25 protein-coding genes are annotated in these 25,404 nt (G+C 55.8%); 7 read left to right on the top strand and 18 right to left on the bottom strand.

All coding sequences use genetic code 11. From position 1 onward, the window contains the following. Positions 1-2: 2 nt before the first annotated feature. Positions 3-971 (bottom strand): carbohydrate ABC transporter permease, encoded by a 969-nt coding sequence (locus MJ257_RS17280; protein WP_240270405.1) that lies wholly within the window; start codon positions 969-971, stop codon positions 3-5. Positions 972-1,043: 72 nt separating this feature from the next. Continuing rightward, positions 1,044-2,450, bottom strand: coding sequence for an ABC transporter substrate-binding protein (locus MJ257_RS17285; RefSeq protein WP_240270406.1), 1,407 nt, complete (start codon positions 2,448-2,450; stop codon positions 1,044-1,046). Between the two features lie 262 nt (positions 2,451-2,712). Between MJ257_RS17285 and MJ257_RS17290 the strand changes: the two genes are divergently transcribed. The 4 genes from MJ257_RS17290 to MJ257_RS17305 are packed head-to-tail and all read left to right on the top strand — an operon-like array spanning position 2,713 to position 6,181. After that, positions 2,713-3,624 (top strand): ABC transporter ATP-binding protein, encoded by a 912-nt coding sequence (locus MJ257_RS17290; RefSeq protein WP_240270407.1) that lies wholly within the window; start codon positions 2,713-2,715, stop codon positions 3,622-3,624. A gap of 2 nt (positions 3,625-3,626) precedes the next feature. Continuing rightward, positions 3,627-4,364 (top strand): ABC transporter permease, encoded by a 738-nt coding sequence (locus MJ257_RS17295; protein ID WP_155606922.1) that lies wholly within the window; start codon positions 3,627-3,629, stop codon positions 4,362-4,364. Between the two features lie 6 nt (positions 4,365-4,370). Then, positions 4,371-5,582: a sensor histidine kinase gene (locus MJ257_RS17300; protein ID WP_240270408.1), complete on the top strand. Its 1,212-nt coding sequence runs from the start codon at positions 4,371-4,373 to the stop codon at positions 5,580-5,582. After that, a complete protein-coding gene (locus MJ257_RS17305) occupies positions 5,579-6,181 on the top strand; it encodes a response regulator transcription factor (RefSeq protein WP_240270409.1) in 603 nt (200 codons plus the stop codon). The genes MJ257_RS17300 and MJ257_RS17305 overlap by 4 nt, the downstream gene beginning before the upstream one ends. 308 nt (positions 6,182-6,489) lie before the next feature. Here MJ257_RS17305 and trxB read toward each other — a convergent pair whose 3' ends face one another. After that, positions 6,490-7,446, bottom strand: a complete 957-nt coding sequence (trxB, locus tag MJ257_RS17310; RefSeq protein WP_240270410.1) for a thioredoxin-disulfide reductase — start codon at positions 7,444-7,446, stop codon at positions 6,490-6,492. A 106-nt stretch (positions 7,447-7,552) separates the two neighbouring features. Continuing rightward, positions 7,553-9,289: a tetratricopeptide repeat protein gene (locus MJ257_RS17315; protein ID WP_240270411.1), complete on the bottom strand. Its 1,737-nt coding sequence runs from the start codon at positions 9,287-9,289 to the stop codon at positions 7,553-7,555. A 363-nt stretch (positions 9,290-9,652) separates the two neighbouring features. On the opposite strand from MJ257_RS17315, the gene MJ257_RS17320 reads away from it, so the two are divergent. Continuing rightward, entirely contained in the window at positions 9,653-10,045 is a 393-nt protein-coding gene (locus MJ257_RS17320) for an iron chaperone (protein ID WP_240270412.1), read from the top strand. A 71-nt stretch (positions 10,046-10,116) separates the two neighbouring features. Here the strand turns inward: MJ257_RS17320 and MJ257_RS17325 are convergent, their stop codons facing one another. The 11 genes from MJ257_RS17325 to MJ257_RS17375 all read right to left on the bottom strand — a co-directional run bounded on the left by MJ257_RS17325 (position 10,117) and on the right by MJ257_RS17375 (position 20,712). Further along, positions 10,117-11,064: a ribose-phosphate diphosphokinase gene (locus tag MJ257_RS17325; RefSeq protein WP_240270413.1), complete on the bottom strand. Its 948-nt coding sequence runs from the start codon at positions 11,062-11,064 to the stop codon at positions 10,117-10,119. 103 nt (positions 11,065-11,167) lie between these two features. Next, a complete protein-coding gene (hisJ, locus tag MJ257_RS17330; protein ID WP_240270414.1) occupies positions 11,168-11,998 on the bottom strand; it encodes a histidinol-phosphatase HisJ in 831 nt (276 codons plus the stop codon). 17 nt (positions 11,999-12,015) lie between these two features. Next, positions 12,016-12,732: a bifunctional phosphoribosyl-AMP cyclohydrolase/phosphoribosyl-ATP diphosphatase HisIE gene (gene hisIE / locus MJ257_RS17335; RefSeq protein ID WP_240270415.1), complete on the bottom strand. Its 717-nt coding sequence runs from the start codon at positions 12,730-12,732 to the stop codon at positions 12,016-12,018. Further along, complete coding sequence (hisF, locus tag MJ257_RS17340; protein WP_240270416.1) at positions 12,729-13,487, bottom strand: imidazole glycerol phosphate synthase subunit HisF; 759 nt, start codon at positions 13,485-13,487, stop codon at positions 12,729-12,731. The genes hisIE and hisF overlap by 4 nt, the downstream gene beginning before the upstream one ends. A 29-nt stretch (positions 13,488-13,516) precedes the next feature. Further along, on the bottom strand, positions 13,517-14,257 hold the full coding sequence (gene hisA / locus MJ257_RS17345) for a 1-(5-phosphoribosyl)-5-[(5-phosphoribosylamino)methylideneamino]imidazole-4-carboxamide isomerase (RefSeq protein ID WP_240270417.1): 741 nt from the start codon (positions 14,255-14,257) through the stop codon (positions 13,517-13,519). Positions 14,258-14,767: 510 nt separating this feature from the next. Then, the gene (hisH, locus tag MJ257_RS17350) at positions 14,768-15,394 is read right to left on the bottom strand and encodes an imidazole glycerol phosphate synthase subunit HisH (RefSeq protein WP_240270418.1); all 627 of its coding nucleotides are present in this window, start codon (positions 15,392-15,394) and stop codon (positions 14,768-14,770) included. A gap of 4 nt (positions 15,395-15,398) precedes the next feature. Continuing rightward, a complete protein-coding gene (gene hisB, locus MJ257_RS17355; RefSeq protein WP_240270419.1) occupies positions 15,399-16,013 on the bottom strand; it encodes an imidazoleglycerol-phosphate dehydratase HisB in 615 nt (204 codons plus the stop codon). After that, a complete protein-coding gene (hisD, locus tag MJ257_RS17360) occupies positions 16,003-17,310 on the bottom strand; it encodes a histidinol dehydrogenase (protein ID WP_240270432.1) in 1,308 nt (435 codons plus the stop codon). Before hisD ends, hisB begins: the two co-directional genes overlap by 11 nt. 51 nt (positions 17,311-17,361) lie before the next feature. Continuing rightward, complete coding sequence (hisG, locus tag MJ257_RS17365; protein WP_178018875.1) at positions 17,362-18,006, bottom strand: ATP phosphoribosyltransferase; 645 nt, start codon at positions 18,004-18,006, stop codon at positions 17,362-17,364. Positions 18,007-18,042: 36 nt separating this feature from the next. Next, complete coding sequence (locus MJ257_RS17370; RefSeq protein ID WP_240270420.1) at positions 18,043-19,242, bottom strand: ATP phosphoribosyltransferase regulatory subunit; 1,200 nt, start codon at positions 19,240-19,242, stop codon at positions 18,043-18,045. A gap of 252 nt (positions 19,243-19,494) precedes the next feature. Further along, positions 19,495-20,712, bottom strand: coding sequence for an acyltransferase (locus MJ257_RS17375; protein WP_240270421.1), 1,218 nt, complete (start codon positions 20,710-20,712; stop codon positions 19,495-19,497). A 217-nt stretch (positions 20,713-20,929) separates the two neighbouring features. On the opposite strand from MJ257_RS17375, the gene MJ257_RS17380 reads away from it, so the two are divergent. Continuing rightward, positions 20,930-21,454: a sigma-70 family RNA polymerase sigma factor gene (locus MJ257_RS17380; protein WP_240270422.1), complete on the top strand. Its 525-nt coding sequence runs from the start codon at positions 20,930-20,932 to the stop codon at positions 21,452-21,454. After that, entirely contained in the window at positions 21,447-22,841 is a 1,395-nt protein-coding gene (locus tag MJ257_RS17385; RefSeq protein WP_240270423.1) for a DUF4179 domain-containing protein, read from the top strand. Before MJ257_RS17380 ends, MJ257_RS17385 begins: the two co-directional genes overlap by 8 nt. 372 nt (positions 22,842-23,213) lie before the next feature. Here the strand turns inward: MJ257_RS17385 and MJ257_RS17390 are convergent, their stop codons facing one another. The 3 genes from MJ257_RS17390 to lgt are packed head-to-tail and all read right to left on the bottom strand — an operon-like array spanning position 23,214 to position 25,400. Continuing rightward, positions 23,214-23,702, bottom strand: a complete 489-nt coding sequence (locus MJ257_RS17390; RefSeq protein WP_240270424.1) for an acyltransferase — start codon at positions 23,700-23,702, stop codon at positions 23,214-23,216. Further along, positions 23,699-24,352 carry a pyrophosphatase PpaX gene (gene ppaX, locus MJ257_RS17395; protein ID WP_240270425.1) on the bottom strand — a complete coding sequence of 218 codons (654 nt, stop codon included), beginning with the start codon at positions 24,350-24,352 and terminating at the stop codon, positions 23,699-23,701. Before ppaX ends, MJ257_RS17390 begins: the two co-directional genes overlap by 4 nt. A gap of 7 nt (positions 24,353-24,359) precedes the next feature. After that, the gene (lgt, locus tag MJ257_RS17400; RefSeq protein WP_240270426.1) at positions 24,360-25,400 is read right to left on the bottom strand and encodes a prolipoprotein diacylglyceryl transferase; all 1,041 of its coding nucleotides are present in this window, start codon (positions 25,398-25,400) and stop codon (positions 24,360-24,362) included. Positions 25,401-25,404: the final 4 nt, after the last annotated feature.

Genomic DNA, 25,404 nt, shown 5'->3' on the forward strand with positions numbered 1-25,404 from the left:
GCTTACACCTCCCCTTGAGCTGCACGGGCAGCCTTTTTCTGCTGTTTCTTTGCTTTTTTCAACTTAGCCGCATCCTTATCACGCATCAGGTAGAACAAGACTGCGGACAAGAGCGCTGCGATCAGGAACAAGATCATACTTGCTGCTGCCGCTTTGTTGTACAAGTAGCTGCCCTTGAACGCTTGCGCGTAGATAAAGACGGAAGTCGTAAGTGTAGCATCACTTGGTCCGCCTTGCAGGAACAATTGCGGAATATCGAACATCGTCAAACCGCCGATCATGGATGTAATCAACGTGTAGAGCAAGATGGTACGAAGACTTGGCAACGTGATGCGGAAGAAGGTTTGCCATCCGTTCGCGCCGTCAATTGCCGCGGACTCGAATAAAGCAGGATTTATGCCCATAACGCCTGCGACCAGAATGATCATGGTGTTCCCATACCACATCCAGAACTGGATGAATGCCACGATCCCCCGCGCTGTCGTCTTGTCCTGAAGGAAGAAGATCGGCGCATCGGACCAACCGAACATTTGGAACAGACTGTTCATTGGCCCCATTGGATAAGCGAACAGGGAGCTAAAAAGCACTGCAATCGTACTTGCAGTGATAATATTCGGCATATAGAGCAAGATCTTGAACGCACCTTGGCCCTTAATATTAAGGCGCTTGTTCGTAAACCAAGCAGTGAGCAAAAGCGCTAGGCCAATCTGTGGAATGAAGTTGATCATCCATAGCAGCCCCGTATTCACCAGAGACTTCTTAAATGAAGCATTCTCAAGGATCAGATCTTTAAAGTTTTGAAAAGGATTGTCCAGAATTTCGAGCGGTTTTGGGATAATGCCTTGCATATTCGTAAAACCAATGGCTAGCGTGTAAATAATGGGATACAGCGAGAAAACTAAAAAAATCAAAATAAAGGGTAAAGAAAAAATATACCCGTATCTCGAATAATTTACTCCTTTGTGACGCATGGCTCTCACCTCTTTTTAATGGGTATAAAGGGGCGGGAAACACCCCGCCCCTTCGCATCTACCGCTTATAGCTTATTCGCTTTCGATGCCAAGTTGGTCTTTGACTTGTTGTTTGAAGGTTTTGATCGCATCGTCACGGGACTTGTTGCCTGCCGTGTAATCACGAACTTGATCGCGCCAGAGTTTGTTGATGGTTTCGTCGTATTGGGTCAAGTTCTTACCGGAAGCGTTCGCGTTAGCCGGTACGAAAACATCGAACATGTTTTGACCACCAAGCAATGGAACTTCGCCATTGGACTTCGACATAACTACGGAGGAAGCTACGCTATCCTTCGTACCTTGTTCGCCCTCTTTCATCGTGCCGTTAGCCCACAGATATTGGAGACCCGTTTCGGAAGTATCAAGCGTTACCCAGTTGATAAAGTCAGCAACCGCTTTCTTCTTCGCTTCGTCTTTCGTTACGTCTTTGTTAGCCAGCAACCAAGTACCGCCCCAGAAGAAGCCTGTTGGTGGTTCAGTAACTGCCCAGTCACCATTCGTGTCTTTAACATTGTCTTTCATCGTGTAGTTGATCAGCCAAGCAGGACCAAAGAAACCAAAGATCGGTTGTGGGCCCGTTCCGGACATGTCCGCGAACCAAGCTTCTTGCCAGTCTTGCGTATCGTTATGGAAACCGTTGTCTTTCAACTTCTTGGAAAGATCGATGAACTCTTCACGTTTTGGATCGATATGAAGTTTGCCGTCTACAATCCAACCTTTGTCGGAGCTGTTCTCGATCGCGTGCCACATGTCACCGTCACCGGAAACAATGCCGTAGCCTTTAGCTTTCAGCTTCTCTGCAGCTGCAAAGAACTTATCCCATCCAGGACCAACTTCACCCTTGATTGTAGCTGGGTCGTCAGTTCCGAATACGTCTTTCGCGATCGAACGACGATAGATGAAAGCGCCGCCAGTTGCTTGATAGCCAAGGCCTTTCAGTTCGCCGTCTTTGCTACCGATATCTACGGAATACTGAGCGATGCCCGCATCTTTAACCATTTGGTCAGTCAGGCCAAGATCAGCGTAATTCGCAGCATAACTGGAAGCGTCGCCTTGCGTATACTTGAGGACGAACGCTGCTTCAGCAGCATAGATGTCCGGTGCGTCTTTGCCGCCGCCGGCCAGAGCTTGGTCAAGCGCAGGTTGGTAAGCGCCCTCAGTTGTTGCGATAACTGTGGTTTTGAACTCAACGTTGGCGTCCGGATGCAATTCCAAATACTTCTGAGTCATGTTCGGAATTTCATCCGTGAAGCTCCACAGATTGATGGTAACTTTTTCGCCCTTAGAATCCGTGCCCGCGGAAGAATTCGTTTCCGTTGGCGTGTTCGAGGACGACTCGTTCTTGGAGTTGTTGCCTCCGCAAGCCGTGAGGGCCATGCTCATCACCAGCATTGCAGAGATCCCGATCAACAGGTGTTTCATGCGTTTCATGCGTTTCATGCTTTGCCTCCCCTTTTTGTGTATTTCTCGGTATTTTGTAACCGCATTCATATTTTAATACATCTTGCCCTGCTCCATAAGTAAGCGCTTATTGGGAAAAGTTCAACTATTTTTGGGTCTTGTCATGAGGTGGCCTGTAACCGCTTAACTCCTTATGACAATTGTCATCTTCAACTCATGACAGTCCTTACTAACGAGGTTCGGAGCGTTCCATTATTCTAGAGTTAACCGATGAGGAACCAAAAATTGGAGGGGAAATTACGTGGAACCCATAATTGAAATGCGCGGCGTCAGCAAAAACTTTAAGGATAAAAAAGCAGTCGATCATCTGTCCTTCAGCATTCCCAAAGGCACCATCACCGCTATACTCGGTCCGAATGGAGCCGGCAAAACGACGGCCGTCTCCATGCTCCTTGGCTTGCTTGAGCCCACCGACGGGACCGTAAAGCTGTTCGGCAAGCCGCCCAAAGACCGGACGGTCCGCGAGCAGACCGGCGCGATGCTGCAAGAAGTCAGCGTGATGGACCGGCTTAAGGTGCGCGAGGTGCTGGAGCTCATCCGCAGCTATTATCCGAATCCGATGGAGCTGGCCGAGTTGGTTCGCCTGACCGGGCTTGGACCGGACGATTTGAACCGGTATGCCGAGAAGTTGTCCGGCGGGCAAAAACGCAGTCTCGGCTTTGCCCTCGCCTTGGCGGGCAACCCCGATCTGGTCTTCTTCGACGAACCGACGGTCGGCCTTGACATCACCGCCCGGCGGCGCTTTTGGGACAGCGTCCGCCAGCTGGCCGGGCAAGGGAAGACGATCGTATTCACGACACATTACCTGCAGGAAGCCGATGATATCGCCGACCGGATCCTGCTGTTCAATCGGGGCAGCCTGGTAGCCGATGGCACGCCGGAAGCGATCAAATCGCGGATCGTCAAACGCTCGGTCTCCTTTCTCGCCGACGGCGACGGCCTCGAGCTGCAGAGCCGGCTGTTGGCGCTCTCCCCCGTAGCGGAATGCTACAGCAAAGACGGCCGTATCCATGTAACGACGGAGGACACGGACGCGGCGCTGGCCGCCTTGTTTACGGCCGGCCTGCCCGTGCACGACGTACGGATCGAGCAGGGACGGCTGGATGAAGCTTTTGAGCAGCTTACAGCGAATCACGAAGAGGAGGCAGTCTAATGATGCGCACGATAACGATGCAATGCAAAGCGGAAATGCTGCGGGTGTTCCGCAATCCTTACTATGTATTTTGGTCGCTGCTAATGCCGGTGATGTTCTACTTTATCTTCACTCGGGTGGTCAATACCGGGGCCGATAATCCGGGCGAATGGCAGGCGCATTACCTCATGTCCATGACAACGTTCAGCGTGATGGGGTCGGCGATCATGACGCTCGGTATCCGGCTGGTGCAGGAGCGTACCCAAGGCTGGTCGACCTTCATGCGAATCACGCCGCTGCCCGGACCGGTGTACTTTTTCGGCAAAATGTTCGGTCAAACGATGATGCACCTGTTTTCCGTCGTGTTTATTTTCATCGCAGGATATTTGATTAACGGGGTATCGCTGCCTTGGCACCTCTGGATCTACAGCGGGCTGTGGATTGTGGCGGCCTCGCTGCCTTTCCTTGCGCTGGGCACGCTGGTCGGGCTAATGAAACGCGTGGATACGGCGAGCGGCGTCAGCAACGTATTGTATCTGGCCCTCGCCGTGACGGGCGGCATGTGGATGCCGATCGAAGTATTGCCTAAGGCCATGCAGGCCATCGGGAAATGGCTGCCTTCCTACCAGTTCGGCGGCGGTGCCTGGTCGATCGTTCAGGGGGATGCGCCGAGCTGGCGCAACGTGCTGATTTTGCTGGGCTACCTCTTTCTGTTTATGGTACTATCCACATATATCCGAAAAAAACAGGAAGCGGTGTAATGAAACATGCGGTTGGGCAGGTTCGAATTTTTTCCGAAAAAATACGGTTGGTTCCCTTACATCTGGCCGATTTATCTGATCCTTCCCATCGTTAATATTCGCGGGGAGCACGGGATTAAGCTGTTCATCGGCTATGCGATGGTTGCCCTCTTTGCGGTGACGTACCGCCAGTTATATTGGGCCACCGGCAAAATATTTAATCTGTGGCTTGCACTGCAATTGGGGCTCATTCTAGCGCTCTGCGCGTTCTATAGTCCGTACAACTTCTATTTGGGCTTCTTCACCTCGAACTTTATCGGCTGGTACACTGACCATAAGAAGTTTAATGTCGCGATAGCTTGCTTTGCCACGGTGCAGGTGCTGTCGCTCCTGATTGGCTACCGGGACCTCGTGGCCAGCGACCTGCCGTTCCTGGTGCCTTTTCTGCTCATCATGCTGGTGATGCCCTACGGCATCCGTTCGATGGCGCGACGGCAGCATCTGGAGCAGGAGCTTGATCGGGCGAATGAGCAAATCAAGGAGCTGGTCAAGCGCGAGGAACGCATGCGGATTGCCCGCGATTTACACGATACGCTAGGGCATACGTTATCCCTGATCACGCTCAAAAGCCAGCTCGTCGAGAAGCTCGCGGCCAAAGACGCCGAACGGGCCCAGGCCGAGGCGCGGGAAATCCAGCGCACCTCCCGGGCGGCGCTGCGGCAGGTACGAGAGCTCGTCTCCGACATGCGGGCCGTCACGGTCGCCGAGGCGCTGGCCGAAGCCGGCGAAATCCTGCGCGCGGCCGACATCGCCTTTGACGTGGAGGGCGATCCGCGGTTGACCGGCGTGTCGGACTTGACGCAGAACATCGTCAGCCTCTGCATCAAAGAGGCGGTGACGAACATCGTCAAGCACAGCCGGGCCACGCGCTGCGCCGTCACGATCGAGATCGCCCCCGCCGAGGTGCGGCTCCAGATCGAGGACAACGGGATCGGCTTGTCTGCACGGAACGGGGGCGGCGGCGACGGGGCGTCCTCGCCGCCGGGCGACAGCGTCGGGGGGAACGGCCTGAAGGGCATGGCCGAGCGATTGTCGCTCATCGACGGCGCATTAACCGTCGGTCCGGGGAGCCTAGGGCGCCCGGGAAGCCCTGAATCCGGCTCCGGCCGGGGCATCCGGCTGCGGATCGCCATCCCGCTCATCGTAAAAGAAGCCAGCAAAGAAGGTGAAACGGCATGATTCGCATCGTCATTGCCGAGGATCAACGCATGTTGCGGGGAGCGCTTGCTTCCCTGCTCGACCTGGAGGACGACTTTGAGGTCGTCGGTCAGGCCGGGGACGGGGCCGGGGCGCTTGCACTTATCGAGACCCTTCGGCCGGATATCTGCCTGATGGACATCGAAATGCCGCTGATGAGCGGGCTCGAGGTGGCCGAAAAGCTGCAGGCGCAGGGGTCGCCGTGCCGCGTCATCATCCTGACGACGTTCGCCCGGCCGGGTTACTTCGAGCGAGCCGTCAAAACCGGCGTCCAGGGCTACCTGCTCAAGGACGAGTCCAGCGACCGTCTGGCGGAAGCGATACGCCGGGTAATGGCCGGCCATCGCGAGGCTTCGCCGGAGCTTGTTTTCGGCAGCCTCCGCCGGGACAATCCCCTGACCGCCCGCGAACAAGAGATCCTGCGGCTGGCCGCCGAAGGCCGCACCGCTGGAGAAATCGCCGGCACCTTGCACTTATCCTACGGAACGGTCCGCAATTATATTTCGGAAATTTTGAACAAGCTGGAGGTCAAAAGCCGTATCGAGGCAGTGCGCCTTGCGGAGGAGAATGGCTGGATCTAATAAGCTCACACGAAAACGTATAAAAGGACGCCGCGCGGCGTCCTTTTGTGTATTAACGGATCGTTATATTCGATTTTTCGCATACAATACGGCTCTGACGGCGAAAAATCCGGATTGTATTCGGTTTTTCATATAGATTCTAGGGTTTCGTCGGGTGCTCGCCAAAATCTGTATGAAATTTCGTATACATTCCTTTGAAATCGCCGAAATTGTCAAATTATACTCGATTTTTCGCATAGATTTAGGCCAGTTCACGATCTGAACTGACCTGAACTGACCTGATCTGCGTTTCCCTTTCATCCACAAGCTCAACTCCCCGTCGGGCCGCTCCAATCGTGCACCATGCTGCCCTCCAGGAATTTCTCGCAGTCCATCGCCGCCATGCAGCCGGACCCGGCCGCGGTGATCGCTTGGCGGTAACGCGTGTCCTGCACGTCACCGCAAGCGAATACGCCCGGTACGTTCGTCTCCGTCGTTCCCGGCTTAACAACGATATAGCCGTGTTCGTCGGTCGCCACCGCCCCGCCGAGGAACTTCGTATTGGGCGTATGGCCGATCGCCACGAACACCCCGTCCGCTTCCAGCAGCTCCTCCTGACCTCCGGCATTGTTCCGTACCTTCAGGCCCTTCACCTTGCCGCCCTCTTCTGTCACCACTTCCAGCGGCGTGCGGTTCAGCGCCCAGCGGATTTTCTCGTTGGCCTTCGCGCGATCCTGCATGATTTTGGAGGCGCGCAGCTCCTCCCGGCGATGCACGATCGTCACCTCCGTGGCAAATCGCGTCAGGAAATTTGCTTCCTCCATCGCGGAGTCGCCGCCGCCGACGACAAGAAGTTTTTTGCCGCGGAAAAAGAATCCGTCGCAGGTCGCGCAGGTGCTGACCCCTCGGCCCACGTTCTCCTGCTCGCCGGGAATGCCCAGATACTTTGCCGACGCACCCGTCGACAAGATGACCGTTTCGGACTCCAGGACCTGGCCGCCCTCCAGCGTCACCTGAAACGGCCGTTTCGAGAAATCGACCTGCTCGACCCAGCCGTTCCGAAATTCCGCACCGAAGCGTTCCGCTTGCTTGCGCATGTTATCCATCAGCTCGGGCCCCATGATGCCCTCCGGGAAGCCCGGGAAGTTCTCCACTTCCGTCGTCGTGGTCAATTGGCCGCCGGGCTCCAGGCCTTCGATGACAATCGGGCTCAGGTTCGCCCGCGCTAAATAAATCGCCGCCGTAAGTCCGGCCGGCCCCGTACCGATCACCAACACTTTGTGCATACGTTCGTACCTCCTTGGTTCCTAGGAAATAGATCGACCCTCGATTCCTATGTAAATGGAATGCTCCATCAAATTTTCCCCAAGTTGGACTTCCTTTACCCGCAAACTATTGGACCGAAGGAAAAATCGCCGCGATTTTCTCCTTCACGCCGCACACCTCATCCACCCGTTGCACGTAGCGGCGCGCGGTCGATGCCGAAATATTGTATTTCTGCGCCACCTGCTCGTAGGTGACGGATTGGCCGTGCATTTTGGCCGTCAAATACTCGAGTGCCGCGGCCCAGCCCTCCAAATGGGAGACCGTCGGCGTATCCGGGTATAACCGGGTGAGAAAATCCGCCCACAAGGTCTCCATATCATGCTGCTGCTGAAGGTCGAAGCTTCGCTTCATTCGCTCCATTGCCAGATCAACGACCGCCTGCCATTCGCTCCGCCATACCGGCAGCTCCGTCGTCACGCGGCTTGGATCGATCATGGTCGTCGTCGTTCCGGATCGAACGGGCAGCGGCCGGCTCACGCCGAGATTCCGAAGGACGAACAAAGCCATTTCTTTCAGGTAGGCATCTTCCTCCGGTTCGAGCAGAAAGGCTTGCAGCGCTTCTTCAACCTCCCGGTCGGCGATCAGGCCCAGCGCCTGGATCACTTGGAGCTTCGTTTTCGCATCCCCATGACGCAGTGCCCAGAAGAACGAGGAGCGAATCAGCGGATTTTCCTTCAAATCAACCGGGATGCCGTCCTCCGATATCTCCCAGCGCTTCATTTGCTCCTCGAACGGCAGCAGGTACTGATAATTCACCGGAAACGGCCCCGCCTCGGGATGCTCGCGCTCCTTGGCAAGACAGTTCAAGTAATAGTCCGGCACGCTCGAGCCGGGATCCAGCCTTTTGCCCGTGCTCCACAGTTGCTCCGCTTCCGAGTGCCGGCCCGTATGGTAGGCAGCCACTGCCGCGTAGTGGTATAAGCTGGCATCCAAGGCCGTCTCCTCGCTGCGCAGCAGCCGTTTGAAGTGGCCAAAGGCGGCTTCATGACGACCCAAGATGCCCATTGTCGTCGCCAGCTTGAATACGTGTTCCTGGTGGAAGGGCACGATATTTTCCAATCGTCCGGCCAGCTCCTCCAGCGCTTCATCGTTCCCTTCATGCTGATAAAAAATCGCCAGATTGCACAAGCCGTGCAAATTGCCGGGATCCTGAGCCAGTACCTCTCCCACCGTATCCATCGCTTTGCGGAACAATCCCAGGTAGTAATAACCCAAGGCCAGATTGTTGCGGGCCGCCAGGAAATCGGGCCGGTTCCGCACCAGCTCCTCCAGCATTTTAACGGCTTGAGCGAACTTGCCCTCTTCCAGCAAGGCGCGAGCCTGATCATGCTCGTAGACGCCATGCCGGGATTTGATGCTCTTCAATTGGGTCGGCCGGTCCAGTTCGTATTGCAGCAGATCGATCATCTCTTCGGCCTCGCTCAGAAACTGGCCGTGTTCATCCTGCTCCAAATAGTGGATGAGCGCCTCTTCCGCCGCTTCGAAATGATCCATATTGGCGTAGTTGTTCGCCATGTAGAAATAACATTCCGTCATGGACGGATCGATCTCCGTCAGTACGGTGTTCAATACCTCGTTGGAAGCTTCGTAATCTCCCATTTCCGATAAAATCCCAGCCATATTGCAGTGGTTCACCGGGTTGCCCGGCTCGTATTCCACGGCTTTGCGAAAATATTTCAATGCCTTGTCATAGCGATAGCGGTCCAACGATGAGACAGCTCTCTCGAAGAAAAACCCCGCATCCATCGAGATGGGCAGCACTTTCCCCCGTTTGGTTTTGGCCGGTCGCTTTTTTTCGTTCAAGCAAGGCACCTCCTCTGAATTCATTCTTCTAAGTCTACTTCCCGCACCCTCAGGTAAACTCTCCATTCCACAGTATAACATAGGAGAAGCTGTCCTCCCACGGGGAATCCTGGCGGAAAATAACGGATAAGCCGAAGCCGGAAGGAAAACCGCCTCCCGCAGCCGAATAAATAAGATGTTTGCAGAGAAAGGAGTTATTTCCATCATGCATTTGACTTTTGTTTGGGAAAACATCATCGTCTCCGCATTATTCCTTGCCCTTGTGGCTTATGTCATCTGGTCCATATTCAGTAATACGAGAAAACGAAAATAAACAAGATGCCCGTACGGCACCGTTAAAGTTAAGGAGGTCTCTGCAGAACGATGGAAGCGAATAAGCCCCCGTTTGCCACGATTGACGAATATATCGCCCAAGTCCCGCCGGAGATTCAGGACAGGCTGCAGCAAATCCGCAAAGTGGTCCGAGAAGCTGCCCCCGACGCGGTCGAGAAAATCAGTTATCAAATGCCGACGTTTGAGACGGATGGCAGAAACTTGGTGCATTTCGCGGCCTTTAAGAACCACATCGGCTTTTACCCAACGCCGAGCGGTACGGAGGAATTTGCTGAGGAGCTGTCCGTTTATAAGGGCGGCAAAGGGTCCGTTCAATTTCCCTTGGACCAGCCGCTGCCGCTGGACTTGATTCGCCGAGTCGTTCTCTTCCGGGTGGAGGAAAACCGCCGGATGCGAGAAGCGAAAGCCGCGAAGAAACGCTAGAGCCCTGCCTGCTTCAAAGGCAAACAAAAAAGCCGCCTTAAGGCGGCTATTTACTTGAAATCATTCGGCGGCTAAATGCCCCGATCCTTGAACAGAGCGGCAATCGATCCGCCCTCCAGAATAAACTGCGTGGCCCTAGCCAGCATCGGAGCTACCGAGAGCACCTGCACATGCGAGGAATGCAATTCCGGCTGCGCGATCGAATCGGTAACTACCACTTGGCGGATGTTGGGATGCTGAAGCTTCTCCAGCGCATTTTCGGAAAAGAGCCCATGCGTCGCGCACACGTAAGCATCCGCCGCGCCCCGTTCCTTCAGGCCTTCCACCACGTTGACGATCGTGGTGCCGGTATCGATCAAATCCTCGATGATGATCGGCGTATGCCCGGCTACGTCGCCGATCACATGCGTGATCACCGACTCGTTGTGCGTAGGGCGCTTCTTGATCATGATCGCAAACGGCGAGTCCAGCCCGTTGGCCAGCTTCTCCGCCATCGAGGCGCGTCCCGCATCCGGAGAGACGATCACGGGATTCGGGATCTGCTGAGCCCGAAGATAGTCGGTCATCAAGTCCAACGCGGTCAAATGATCGACCGGGATGTTGAAGAAGCCTTGGATCGCCGGCGCGTGCAAATCGATCGTCACGACCCGGTTCGCCCCCGCCGTCGTCAGGACATCCGCCAGCATCTTGGCCGAAATCGGCTCACGCGGCGCGGATTTGCGCTCCTGCCGGGCGTAACCGTAATAGGGCATGATGACGTTGATCGTTCGAGCAGAAGCCCTTTTCGCTGCATCGATCATCACCAGCAGCTCGACGAACAGCTCATTGATTGGGTGGGATAACGACTGTACGAGAAACACGTCGAAATTACGGATACTTTCCTCATAATGCACATAAATTTCTCCGCTTTTGAAGCGCGACAACTTCACTTTCCCAGGTTCGATTCCTAACCGGCCGCAGATATCCGACACCAGCTTCGGATTGGACGAACCGGAAAACATGCGCATTTTGGCTTCCATAACATCCTCCCGAATCCTTATTTAAGACTTGGACATGCTTTCTCTTTAATCGTACATGGATTCGAGGTTGGCGTCCAGCGCCGCACCTTCCTTCAATGCCGGCTTATTTCCCGGCCGCCAGGGGAATCATTGTTCGCCGGCGTCCTTCGAAGGTCGCCAGCTCCCGCACGCCCAGGTTATACAGCAGGGTGCGTGCCTGTTCCAGGTGTTCACTCAGCTTCAACGGATCATGGGCGTCCGACCCGACGGTGAGCGGTATCCCCATCTCGATCGCAGCCCGTAAAATCCGTTCGCTCGGAAACATCTCGGCGCACGGCTTGGACAACCCCGAGGCGTTGAGCTCCATCGCGATCCCGGCTTCCTTCACGGCGGCCAAGGTCTTTCGCTCCAGCCGGATCGTTTCTTCCTCCAGCTCCGGACCCGGCTTGTACCCGAACCGCTTGATGACGTCGAGGTGGCCGAGGAAATCGTAGAACCCGGTTTGCGCGGCTTTCGTCACGGCATCATAATACCGCTCATACACCGCAAACACGTCCTGGCTTTCCCAGTTGTGCACCTGGCGGAAATCCGACACGTCCCATTCCCCGAGAAAATGCACCGACCCGATCACATAATCCCAAGGATAGGCCTTGATGATGGATTCGATGCGTTCCTCCCAGCCTTCGATATAGTCGCCTTCCAGGCCGACCCGGACGTCGATTTGCCCGCGGTATTTCTCTTTCAGCCGAAAAGCCTCCTCGACGTATCGCGGCAGTTCCTCCATCGGCATGGCCATTTCCGGATAATACGTGGCCGGATCGACATGCAGCAGCGGCATATGGTCGGAGACGCCCAGCTGGGACAAGCCGATCTCGATGCCCCGGCGAACGTATTCCTCCAATGCGCCGACGGCATGCCCGCAGCGTTCGTGATGCGTATGGTAATCGATCAGCATGGATTCACGCCCCCGTTCTAGTCGCGCCGCGGCCGCTCATGGCGCCGCTCCAGCTCCTGCATGATTTCGTCCAACGGCAGATTGCGCTCGCGCAGCAGCACGAGCAGGTGATAGATTAAGTCGCTGACTTCGTACCGGAGTTCGTCATTGTCGCCGTTTTTGGCCGCAATGATCGACTCGGCGGTTTCTTCGCCAACCTTTTTGAGGATTTTATCGATGCCCTTCTCGAATAGATACGTTGTATAGGCCCCTTCCGGACGCTCTGCGTAACGCTCGGCAATCAGTTGCTCCAGCTCGGCGAGCACCTTGAACCGTTCATCGGCCCCGCCGCTTCCGGTCCCCTCCGAGGCTGCCGCTGCCTCAGCGGTCGCAGCCGCTGTCCGATAGAAGCACGTCGGCTCCCCGGTATGGCAAGCCGGCCCGTTCGCGATCACCTCAACCAGCAGCGTGTCCCCATCGCAATCGTATTTCAAAGCCGTAATCCGCTGGGTGTTGCCGGAGGTCGCCCCTTTGTTCCACAGCTCGGCCCGCGACCGGCTCCAGAACCAGGTCAGCCCGGTCTCGACCGACTTGCGCAGCGATTCGCGGTTCATGTAAGCCAGCATCAACACTTCCTTGCTGCCTGCCTCCTGAACGATGGCCGGAACGAGTCCGGACGCATCCCACTTCACCGCCTGCTCCAATTCCTCTATAGATAGCGATAATTGCAGCGGTTGTTGATCCCCCACGTTCATCGTATTTCCACCCCTTTGGCTTTCAGCTCTTGTTTCAAATCCGGTACCGCAATTTCTTTGTAGTGAAAAATCGTCGCCGCCAGCGCCGCATCCGCCTGTCCTTCGGTAAACACCTCGTAAAAATCGCTCACCTTCCCGGCCCCGCCGGAGGCGATGACCGGAATCCCCACCGTCCGGCTCACCGCGCTCGTCAGCGGCAGATCGAATCCGTCCTTGGTGCCGTCGGCGTCCATGCTCGTCAGTAAAATTTCCCCAGCACCCCGCTTCTCGGCTTCCTGCACCCAGGCCAGCGCCCGGATGCCCGTCGGTTTGCGTCCGCCGTGAGTGTACACTTCCCATTCGCCCCATTCGGCGTTAAACTTGGCATCGACCGCCACCACGATGCACTGGGAGCCGAAGCGGCGCGCCCCGTCCGAGATCAGCTCGGGGTTCACCACCGCCGCCGTATTGATGCCGATCTTATCGGCTCCGGCCCGCAGCAGGCGCTTCATATCGTCCACCTGGGAGATCCCGCCGCCGACCGTAAACGGAATGGCAATTTCGCCGGCCGTTTGCTTCACGACTTCGACCATCGTGGCCCGTCCTTCATGCGAAGCGGAGATATCCAGGAACACGAGCTCATCCGCCCCCTCCCGATCATACAACGCCGCCAGCTCTACCGGATCGCCGGCATCGCGCAGGTTCACAAAATTCACGCCTTTGACGACCCGCCCGTCCTTCACGTCGAGGCAGGGAATAATTCGCTTTGCGAGCATGCTGGTTCGACTTCCTTTCTGTGCTTCGTTTAGTTCAAAGCCCCGATCGCCGCGAGCGCCTGGGCCAAATCGATGTTACCGGTGTACAGCGCTTTGCCGACGATGGCTCCGCCGATGCCCTGATCGGCATGCGCGGCCAACCGCAGCAAGTCGTCCTGCACCGTCACGCCTCCGGAAGCGATCACCGTCTTGCCGGACGCCTGGGCCAGCGACAGAATCGCATCCACGTTGGGACCTTGCATCATCCCGTCGCGGGAAATGTCGGTAAAGATAAACGTTTCTGCCCCTTTGGCGGCCAATTCCTTCGCCAGTGCTTCGGCCTGCACCTCGGAAGTTTCCAGCCAGCCGCGCGTGGCGACGAAGCCGTTGCGGGCATCGATGCCGATCGCGACCCGGTCGCCGTAGGTGCCCAGCACCGCTTCGGTAAACGCGCGATCCTCGATCGCCGCCGTCCCGAGGATAACCCGGCTCACGCCCAGCGACAACAGGCGCTTGACGTCGTCCAGCGTTCGCAGCCCGCCGCCGACCTGCACCGGCACCTGCACGCTGCGGGCGATTTCGCCGATCAGCTCGTCGTTGACCGGGTGACCGGCCTTGGCACCGTCCAAGTCGACCAAATGAATAAACGACCCGCCTTGCGCTTCCCAAGAACGAGCCACTTCCACCGGGTTCGCGTTATACACCGTTTCGCGGTCGTAATCGCCTTGGACCAGGCGCACGCATTGCCCGCCGCGAATATCGATCGCCGGATAAATAATAAAAGATGACATATAGGATCCTCCCCCTGCCGTTCATCGTCACTCTCACATTCAATATCCCGTGGTGGCATAATAACGGTCATTTATGGCGCTATTTCAGCATAATCGTGCGTTCCGGGCAAAATAGCGGTATTTCGTGGCGCTATTTAAGCCAAATGATCCATTTTGCCCCAACTTGCCCCATAATAACGCCACTTTTTACCGCTAATCATCCGTTAAGCCTGCCTATCCTCAAAAATAAGGCCATAAATTACCGCTAAATTTCGTGCTTATGGGCTTAGGCTACCCTCAGTATCTTAGTACTCACAACCTCAGCACTTAGTACTTACCACTTCAATACTTTCAGCAATTCAGCATTTCAGCACTTCGGCATTTACCACTTCAATACTTTCAGCAATTCAGCATTTCACGCTCCAGCACTTCGGCACTTCAGCACTTCAGTACTTTCAGCACTTCAGTACTTTCAGCACTTCAGTACTTTCAGCAATTCAGCATTTCAGCAATTCAGCGCCTCCAGCCTACCTAAGCCTGCCGCCGCTCCACCAGCGTCAGGAAGTTGCGCAGCAGCGCCATACCGAGCTCACCGCTCTTCTCGGGATGGAACTGCATCCCGAAGACGTTGCCGCGGCCGACGATGGCGGTTACCGGGTGGCCGTAATCGGTCACGGCCAGCACATCCTCTTGCTGCTCGGCTAACACGTGGTAAGAGTGGACGAAGTACACATGTCCCTCTTCCAGCCCCGCGAGCAGCGGGTTCTCCGGCTGCAGGAACGCCAGCCGGTTCCAGCCCATATGCGGCACCTTGTACCCTTCGGCGCCCGCAAACCGCACCGCACGGCCCGGCAGCAAGCCCAGCCCCTCGTTCCGCCCATGCTCTTCGCTTTCGCCGAAGAGCAGTTGCATCCCGAGGCAGATGCCGAGCAGCGGCACACCTTGACCGGCCGCCTGCCGCACCACGGCGTCCAGGCCCGACGCGCGCAGGTGCTCCATCGCGTCGCCGAAAGCCCCGACGCCCGGCAGTAGCACGCCGTCCGCCGCCAGGATCTGCGCCTCGTCCGCGGTAACGCGTCCTTCGTAGCCGAGGCGCTCCACTGCCTTGCTAACGCTATGCAGGTTGCCCATCCCGTAATCGACGATGGCGATGTTCATCGTGTTACAGCACTCCCTTCGTCGAAGGCACCCCGCTGACGCGCGGATCAATGCCCGATGCCTCATCGAGCGCCCGCCCGAGCGCTTTGAACACCGCCTCGATCATGTGGTGCGTGTTCTGGCCGTAGTGCACGATCACGTGCAGCGTGATCCGCGCTTCCAACGCCAGCTTCCACAGAAACTCATGCACGAGCTGCACGTCGAAGCTGCCGACCCGGTCGGATGGATATTCCGCGCGGTATTCGAAATGCGGCCGGTTGCTGACGTCGATCACGACTTGAGCCAACGCTTCGTCCATCGGAATAAACACGCTCGAATAGCGTTTGATCCCTTTTTTGTCGCCTAACGCCTCCCGGATGACCTGACCCAAGCAAATGCCGATGTCCTCCACCGTGTGATGGTCGTCGATCTCAATATCGCCGCGCGCCTGCACCGCTAGATCAAAATGTCCATGCTTGGCGAACAAATCGAGCATATGGTTCAGAAAAGGCACATCCGTCTCCAGCTGTGCGCTCCCGCTTCCGTCCACCGCAAAGGTCAACTGGATATCGGTTTCGTTCGTTTTGCGGCTGACGCTCGCTTGGCGTACCGCTGCTCCCCTGTTATGGTTATTGGCCATTTTCGTTCCCCGCCTTTCCTTCCTGCTGCAGCCGGACTTCGATCGCCCGGGCATGGCCTTCCAGGCCTTCCCGCCGCGCCAGCTCCATAATCGTCGCCCCGTTCTCCAGCAGCGCTTCCTTGCTATAGTAAATCAGACTGGATTTCTTGATAAAATCGTCCACATCGACCGGCGACGAAAACCGCGCCGTGCCGTTGGTCGGAATGATATGGTTCGGACCGGCGAAATAATCGCCAACCGGCTCCGAGCTGTACGGCCCGAGGAAAATCGCCCCGGCATTTTCCACCCGTCCCAGATAGCCCATCGGATTGTCCACGATCAGCTCAAAATGCTCCGGCGCCAGCTGATTGATCACGTCGATTCCCTCTTCGATCGAATCGACGAGGATGATCGCGCCGTAGCGCTCGATCGAAGCTCCGGCGATCGCCTTGCGCGGCAGCGCGGACAGCTGCCGCTCCACCTCGGCTTGGCACGCCTTCGCAAACGTCTCCGACGGCGTCACGAGGATCGCCGACGCCATCTCGTCGTGTTCGGCCTGGGACAGCAGATCCGCCGCCACATAGGCGGGATCGGCGCTGTCGTCGGCCAGCACGGCGATTTCGCTGGGACCGGCGATGCTGTCGATATCGACGACGCCGTACACTTCGCGTTTGGCGAGCGCGACGTAGATGTTACCCGGCCCGCAGATCTTATCGACGGGCCGGATCGTGGCGGTGCCGTACGCGAGCGCGGCAATCGCTTGGGCCCCTCCGACCCGATAGATTTCGTGCACGCCGGCTTCCGCCGCGGCCACGAGGATGTACGGGTCGATCCCGGCTTTGCCGCCCGTGGCCGGCGGCGTCACCATCACGATCTCCGGCACGCCCGCCACCTGCGCGGGGATCACGTTCATGAGCACGGAAGAAGGGTAAGCCGCCTTCCCGCCGGGAACGTAAACCCCGACGCGCTTCAACGGCCGAATGATCTGTCCGAGCAAGCTTCCGTCCGGCTGCAAATCCATCCAGGAGTTCCGCTTCTGCCGGGCATGAAACGCCCGGATATTCTCGGCCGCCCCCCGGATTGCCGTGACGAACGAGGGCTCCACGGCCTGATATGCCGCCTGCAGCTCCTCCTTCGTCACGCGCAGCCCGGATGCCTCCAGCTTCATGCCGTCAAATTGCTCCGTGTACCGGAGCAAGGCCGCATCGCCTTCCGCTTTGACCGCCTGCACGATCGTCTTTACCGCTTCGTTCTGTTCCGGCGAGCCGTATTCCACTTCCCGCCGCAAATCAAAATCTTGTGCCGATACCAGTTTCATCATCCGGCATCCCCCTGCTTTCTTCATCACTTATCTCGTTCTTCGCCTAACCTAAGCCTGTTTAACCTCATCCCGCCGAATCACCTTGCTCAGCGCATCGCAGACGGCCTGGATCTCGGCGTTCTTCATGCGGTAGCTGACGCGGTTGGCCACCAGGCGGCTGGTAATATCAAAAATCTTCTCCATCTCGACCAGTCCGTTCTCCTTGAGCGTCTGCCCGGTTTCGACCATGTCGACGATCCGGTCGGCGAGTCCGATCAGCGGAGCCAGCTCGATCGAACCGTTCAGCTTGATCACCTCGACCTGCTGCCCTTGCTCACGAAAAAATTGCGACGCCACGTTCGGATATTTCGTTGCGACCCGCTGTTGGATCCCGGGCTTCCACTCCGGCAGCGCAATCACCGACATCCGGCAGCGCGCAATGCCCAGATCGAGCAGCTCGTAAACGTCCCGGTTCTCCTCCATCAGCACGTCCTTGCCGACGATACCGATATCGGCCACCCCGTATTCCACGTAAGTCGGCACGTCGACCGGCTTTGCCAGGATAAACTCCATGCCGATGTCCGGCAGCGGAATCACCAGCTTGCGCGTTTCGTCCACGTCGTCCGGAATCTCGATCCCCGCCTCGCGGAACAAGGCGGACGCTTTTTTATAAATACGCCCCTTGGGCATGGCAACTTTGATGATTTGTTTCAATGGATTGTGCCCTCCTTCCAGGCAACCTGCCTTCACTCAAAAGCTGACGAACGTCAGGATATCGCCGTACGACGGCCCCAGCGGTCCCGCTTTCCGCGCCGACTCCGGCGCGCTTAAGAGATCCTCCGGTCCCTCCGCGCGGCGCATCAGCACGCTGCGGCCTTCTCCGCGGAGCCGCTCCGCTTCGGCAAACGCCCGCTGTCGGTTCGACGCGTCGTATTGCAGCACGACCGGCAGCTCCGGCTCGGCCTCCAGACCGCCCACTCCGTCCAGAATCCGGTTCGTCTTCAGCGAGAACCCCGTTGCCGGCGCAGGGCGTCCGAACTGCTGCAACAGGTTGTCGTACCGACCGCCGCTGCACACCGGGAAGCCAAGCTCCGCCGCATATCCCTCGAAGGTCATGCCTGTATAATAAGAGAAATCGCCGATCATCGTCAGGTCGATCATCACGTGTTCGGCCACGCCGAAATCCTCCAGCGCCTCCCACACCTGGCAGAGATGGCGGATCGACGTTTGGGCCAGCGGATTCCCGCTTAGCTCCAGCGCCTGGCCGCAGATCTCTTTCCCGCCGCGCAAGCGAAGAATCCCTTCCAGCTCGCCCTGCTGCTCCGCGGACAGGGACAATTCCGCCAGCGTCTCGCGATAACCTACGAAATCGCGGTGCAGCAGCCCGGCCTTTAAAGCTTCTTGAATATCTTCGCGGCCCGGGACGGCATCCTCCAGCAGGCCGTTCAGGAAGCCGACATGCCCGACGGCGATCTTAAACGACTTCACGCCTGCAGCCTGCAGCGAAGCTACCGCCAAGGCGATGACCTCGGCATCGGCATCCGGCGAATCATCTCCGACCAATTCGACCCCGGTTTGAAAAAACTCCGCCTCCCGTCCCGCTTCTTCCTCAATGGCCCGGAAAACGTTGGCGTGATATGACAAGCGGAGCGGCAACGGTTCTTCTTTCAACAAGGAGGCGACGACCCTTGCGATCGGTGCCGTCATATCGGAGCGGAGCACCATGGTGGTCCCCCGGTTATTCAACAATTTAAACAGCTTTTGATCCGACGTCGAGCTGGCAACGCCGACCGTATCGTAATATTCCATCGTCGGCGTCATGATCTGCCGGTAACCCCAGCCGGCCATGCAGTCCAGCACGCGCCGTTCGATGGCACGCAGCTTATCCACGGCAAAAGGCAGATAGTCGCGGACCCCCGCCGGTTTTTCAAAACCTTTTGGCTTCGACAAGTGTTTCACCTCACCGTTGTTCTCTCTCGTTTTATTTCCTTTATTATATTAAAGTGCTACCATACTACCAAAGTAAAGAGTAGCCCAATTTTATCATATTTTCTTTCGGACCGTCAATCGCTAGTTCCCGGTGCTCCCTACAATTTCGCCTGCACTAAAGTATTCCCCAAGCGGGTGTCAAAACCCTTGCGGATCGCCGAACAACGCAAAAAAACCGGCCGGGTACGCCCAGGCCGGTAGGGATCGCCGAAGTCACATATTCGCGCCAACCGAGGGACTTTGCCCGCTTTCCCGCCGTCCGGACGGTTTATTTTTGCGCAAGGAAGCCGGAACATTCCCGAGAAACCACGCCGCAAAGGGCAACCGCCGGAAGCAGATCTGCACGAACCCCCAAGAAAGGAACAACGCTCCCAAGGAGCCGACGACGATATAAACGAGATAACCGAACGAAGCGCCGGGCAACCTCTGTTCGCTCCAGAAGAGTCTATACACGAGCAACACGAACGGGTGAAACAGGTAGATGCCGAAGGAGAGTTCGCCTAGCCGGATCAATGCCCGGGGCCAAAAGGCCGAACCTTTCCTGTGGATATAAAAGGCCGCCTTCAACAGCACCAACGCGGAAAATAAGGAGTGCACGTTCCATAACAGCTCGAACCATAGGGAGTTCGGCGAGCTGAGGCCCTGACGGAACGAATACCAGAGCTGGACATGAGCGAGGGCGGTCACCAACCAACTGGTCCACAATGCGGTCGTCCATCCCTTTTGAGCCTTCGGCAGCGCTTTCCACTCCGTTGTAAGCCAGGCCTTGATTTTGCCGAAATAGATGGCCAATACCGCACCCAGCATGTAGTACCCCATATAGGAAATCGCGTAGCTCGCTTTGTTCGGCAGCTGCAGCTCGTATTTGTTCCAGAACACGAACCCCCATTGCAGGGCAAGACCGCAGGGGAGAATAAGCGCGAGCAGCACGCGGTGATTGCGTATGGATTGAAATAACCACAAGAAGAGCGGGAACAACAAATAGAACTGAATGCTGATAAATACGAAATAGAGGTGGGTGTAGGCTGTGCCGGTCAATAGCGCCGTCCCCAGCGACTTCAGCTCATACATCTTGGAATTATTGATGAAGTCGTGACGGTAGATCGCTACCAGCACGAAATAACAGCAGGAGACCAACAAATAAGGCAAAATGATAAAGGTAAGGCGTTTCTTGTAGAACTTGCTTACCAGCCTGCGGCTAATCGGCTGATCGTAGTAATTGTAGAAGAGCACGAAACTGCTTAGGAAGATAAAAGACGGGGTACCGATTTTGAAAAAAATGTTCATCCAGTTATAAAAGTAGTAGACCGGTGAATTCAATGCTTGTTCCGCCGCCGCGAACGAGGAAGCATGTACCTGGATCACGCTGATGATGGCTAACGCCCGAAAGATGTCCAGCTGCGGCAAACGCTCCTTGACCACCTTGCTCACTCAACCAACCCCTATTCATAATTAAGAAGAAGCCTTATTTATGTACTAGACGCCTGTTTATGGCAAAAGTTTCTACCGAGTGCTCTTTTCACTATACCAGATGATGGTCTTTCGTAAAACCGTTTGGCCTTCTACGCTGTCCTTTACATAGGGAATCAAATTACCGGCCGGTAATCCCTGTTCGCTGCATTCTACATTGGGAAGGAAGGGGCCCGCTTTGGAAGAGAGAGAATGGGCTGCCGCTGCCTGCAGCGGAGACGAACAAGCTTTTTATCAATTGATATCCTTGCATCGGCGAAAGCTCTACGGCATCGCCTACAGCTATCTGCGTAACGAATCGGACGCCCTGGAAGCCATCCAGGAAACGGTGTGCAAGGCTTGGATCAAGTGCCGACGCTTAAAGGATCCCGAAGCCTTCATCCCATGGCTAATTCGGATCCTGATCAACTGCTGCATCGACGAGCTTAAACGGCGGAAACGGGTTCTTCCGTACGTAGCGGAGACGGTGCAGTCGACCGGGGAAATGGTCAGCGTATTCAAAATGGATCTGGATTCGGCCCTGGACCGGTTGAAGCCGAAATACCGTCATGTCTTGACGCTGAAATATTACCAAGACATGACCCTTGCGGAGATCGCCCGAGTGCTCGATTGTCCGGAGGGGACCGTCAAGACCTGGCTGCATCAGGGGTTAAAGCAGTTGCGCCGCCATATGAATGTGGGAGGTGAATTGTATTATGGTTGATCGGGAGGAAGACCCGCTATTCGCTCATTATTTTGACGGGGTTCGTCTAGCCGAGAAACAGGTCCGGGAGGAGAACCTGGACGCTGCGATCCGGCATGGCCTGGATAAAGGGAAAACCCTGCGAGGCAAATGGCAGCTGCGTCGGGGGCTGGCCTGGACAGCCGGAGCGGCTGGAACGCTGGCCGTTTGCTTGCTGTTGTTGTTCATAGGGCAAAATGCGGGGCTGTCTGTTGGCTTATTATCCCCCACGACGGCTAGCCAGAACGAGGTCATTCCGAGTTATGTCTCGTCCCTGATGACCTCCGAGATGGAACGGGCCGCCGAACACGGCTTGTACCAGCCGATCGGAAAGTCGACGGAAGTGGCGGGAACCAAGGTCACCGTCGATGGCGTGCTGGCGGATGGGCGGACGGTGGTGGTGTTTTATTCGATGGTCAATCCTGAGGATGTGAAAGCCGTTGATAACTTTTATGGCTATCTGATCGATATGGAAGGGAATCTATTTATCAACCTTCCTAGACAAAGCGGTACATCCTTTGTTGATTCTATGGATGTTAAACATAGCTACTTTAAGATAACTTTTGATCATGATGCGCCGACTCAAGCTGGTTTTGCTGTAGATTCCAGAGCGATAAATGGTGATGCCATAGCAAGGATCCCCTTCGAATGGAGCAGCCGTCCTTATGCCAATTTGAAGAAGACCATACCCGTGAATCAAACCGCTACCCTATACGGCAAGCAATTGACTGTTGACCACATCGTCCTGAGGCCGCTGAGCACGACGCTCCTGTTTAAGACGCAGAAAAACGTGGACATGTCCATGACGGATCACCTCGAGGCCAAGCTGTATTTGGGCGAGCATCGGGAAGATCAATTTTGGCGATACACGAAATCCAGAGGCATTATTTACGATTACGGGAACGGGAAAACTTCGACAAGTTATCTCTCAGGGATTGATTTTGAAAGCCTTTATTACTCAGATTGGAACGAGGTCACGCTTCAAATCGACGGTTTTGGAACCCCTGTTTCAAGAACACTGAATCTCGTGATTGATACAGACAAAAAACAACTCATCACCCCAAACCCGGCCGTAGAGAAGATTGAAGTCGTTCCCGGTGAACAATCTCTCGAGGTTCGCTTTCAAATGAATAAAAACCCTAGATCCAAAATCGGGATTCCTTACCACGTTGAGGATTATTTTACGGACGACGAAGGAACCTCCTATCGGATTCTGAGGGAAAATGGCTTCCCCTCTTACCGTCTTGATGGCGACGTGGAGACGATCAGCTTCAAACTGGAGTCGCATCCATATTCCCAACCGCTGAACTTCACTCTGTCGGAAACCTTGGACTACAAACCCCAAGAATTCAAGATCCCGCTCAAATAATACGCAAAAAGCGGCCCCGACCGGTAAGTTACCGGTTCGAGGCCGCTTCTCTTTAACTCAGCTTAACTTCTAACGCTTGCCACAAAGCTTATATCCGCCAAAATCACCATTTTGCAATTCTAACGCTGACCACAATGCTTATTGTCTCTTTTTGCAGCCATAAACAAGTGTTTTCCTCAAAATAGCGTTGCTCAGCGTCGTTAGAAATTCCACAGCCCCGAATTCGCCATAATAACGTTCCTGATCAGCGTTAGCGCATTCGCATGGTGTGTTTTGTGTTTAGTGACATCGGAGTACCGATCCATGAAACAAACCTGCCTCAGCATTACCGTCACTTCGAACTACTTATGACCTGAGTCATGCCTTCATCAACTAAAGATTCTTCCGCTCCAGCACCCGCAGCGGATTGCCGCCGACAAACGTACCCGGAGCCACGTCCTTATGTACCACCGACCCGGCGGCAACGACCGCTCCGTCTCCAATCGTGACGCCGGGGAGAATCGTGCTGTTTGCCCCGATCATCACTTCGTCGCCGATCTGCACTTCGCCCAGCCGGTATTCCTTGATCAGATACTCATGGGCGAGAATCGTCGTGTTGTACCCGATCACCGAATTCCGTCCGACCGTAATCAGCTCCGGAAAAAATACGTCCACCATCACCATCAACCCAAACGCGGTGTGTTCACCGACTTTCATGCCAAGCACCCGCCGATAGATCGCATTCTTGACGGTAAGAATCGGACAGTACCGGGCGATTTGGATAAAAATAAAATTGCGGACGCCCTTCCACGGGCTCACCGTCCGGTACAGTTGCCAGAGTGCGTTGGGCCCTTCGACCGGATAACGCTTGACTCGTCTCACGGTCTCACCGGCTCCAAACCTAGGATTCCGTAGAGATCGGTCATATCCTGGAGAATGTAGTCAGGATCATACTTGCGCAGCGTCTCTTCGCCTTTCAGCGACCAAGCCACGCCGGCAGCTTGCACGCCCGCGGCCTTCGCGCATTGCAGATCGGCCGCGCTGTCGCCAACCATCAGCGTTCTCGCCGGATCGGCGTTCAACTCGCGCAGCGCCGTCAGAATCGGCTCGGGATGCGGCTTGGGATGCTTCACGTCCTCGACCGTGACGATGGCCTTCATATAGGGTTTCAACCCGAACATGTTCAAAGCGAGCAGCGTCGTCTCCTTGATCTTCGTCGTGACGATCCCCATCGTGATCCCCCGTTCGTGCAGATTCGAGATCACTTCTTTCACATACGGAAAATCACGGATCAGTTCATCATGGCGTTCTCGGTTATACTTCCGATAATCCGCCACCAGTTCCGCCACATCCTCTCGGCCCGAGAAAATTTGCAACTGATGTTCCAGCGTCATGCCCATGTGCGGGATGATTTCTTCCCGGGTATGCGGCTTCAAGCCGTTCTTCTCGATGACATGCAAAAATGTCGTAATAATCAGTTCATTGGTATTGATGATCGTTCCATCCAGATCAAATAACACGGTGTCTATCATGCGGTTGCTACTCCTTCTTCTCTTCCGGAACTTCCGGCAGCTCCTCCACGGTTGTCTCCGCCGGCTTGACCGATTCTGCCTTCTCCGGTTCGGCCGCTTCGGCTGTCCCCGGCAAAGCTTCCGCAGCCACGACTTTCGTGGATGTAATCGGGTCGCTATAATACGGCAGGTCGCGTACCGTGCGACGGCGCACAATTATGAATATAATCGCCGCAATCACAATGCCGATGGCCAGCAGTTGGGAAATCCGGACGTTGCCGTAAGACGGCGCCAGATACCCTTGTTCAAAGCCAAGCCAGGTCATCGGCGACCACAATCCGTTCACGAACGACGCAAGCCAGGCAGCCCCTTGGAATGCCAAGCTGTCGGTCCGCAGCGCTTCGATGAAGAACCGCCCGATCGAATACCAGATGAAATAGGATGCGAACAGCTCTCCAGAGCGCAAAAATTTCTGTCTGCGGAGGACCATCAGCAGGATCAACCCCACCAGGTTCCATAGCGATTCATACAAAAACGTCGGGTGGTGGAACGTCCCCTGCACGTTCATTTGATTGACGATAAACGACGGCAGGTGCAGGTTTTCGCGGAGGAAGCTTTCCGTCGTTGGTCCGCCATAAGCTTCCTGATTGACGAAGTTCCCCCAGCGCCCGATCATCTGTCCGATAATTAGCGATGGCGCGCAAATATCGGCGATTCTCCAAAAGTTATAGCCGCGGCGCCGAACAAAGATCACCGCGCAAATAATCGCGCCAATCAGCGCCCCATAGATGGCGATACCGCCGTTCCAGATTTTAAAGACATCCCAGAAGTTATTCTTGTAATCGTCCCACATAAACGCGACGTAATAAATCCGTGCGGCGATAATCGCCGACGGCACCCCCAGCAACAGCAAGTCCATAAAAAATTCCTGAGGGATGCGGAACCGCTTCCCTTCCCATACCGCTAACAGAAGGCCGATTAAAGCAGCGCTCCCCAGAATCAGGCCATACCAGTGTACTTTCAAACCCCCGATGGAAAATGCGATCGGGTCCAATAACAAAGTGCCCATCGTT

This window comes from Paenibacillus timonensis, from assembly GCF_022427145.1.
GTDB classification, from domain to species: Bacteria; Bacillota; Bacilli; order Paenibacillales; family Paenibacillaceae; genus Fontibacillus; species Fontibacillus timonensis.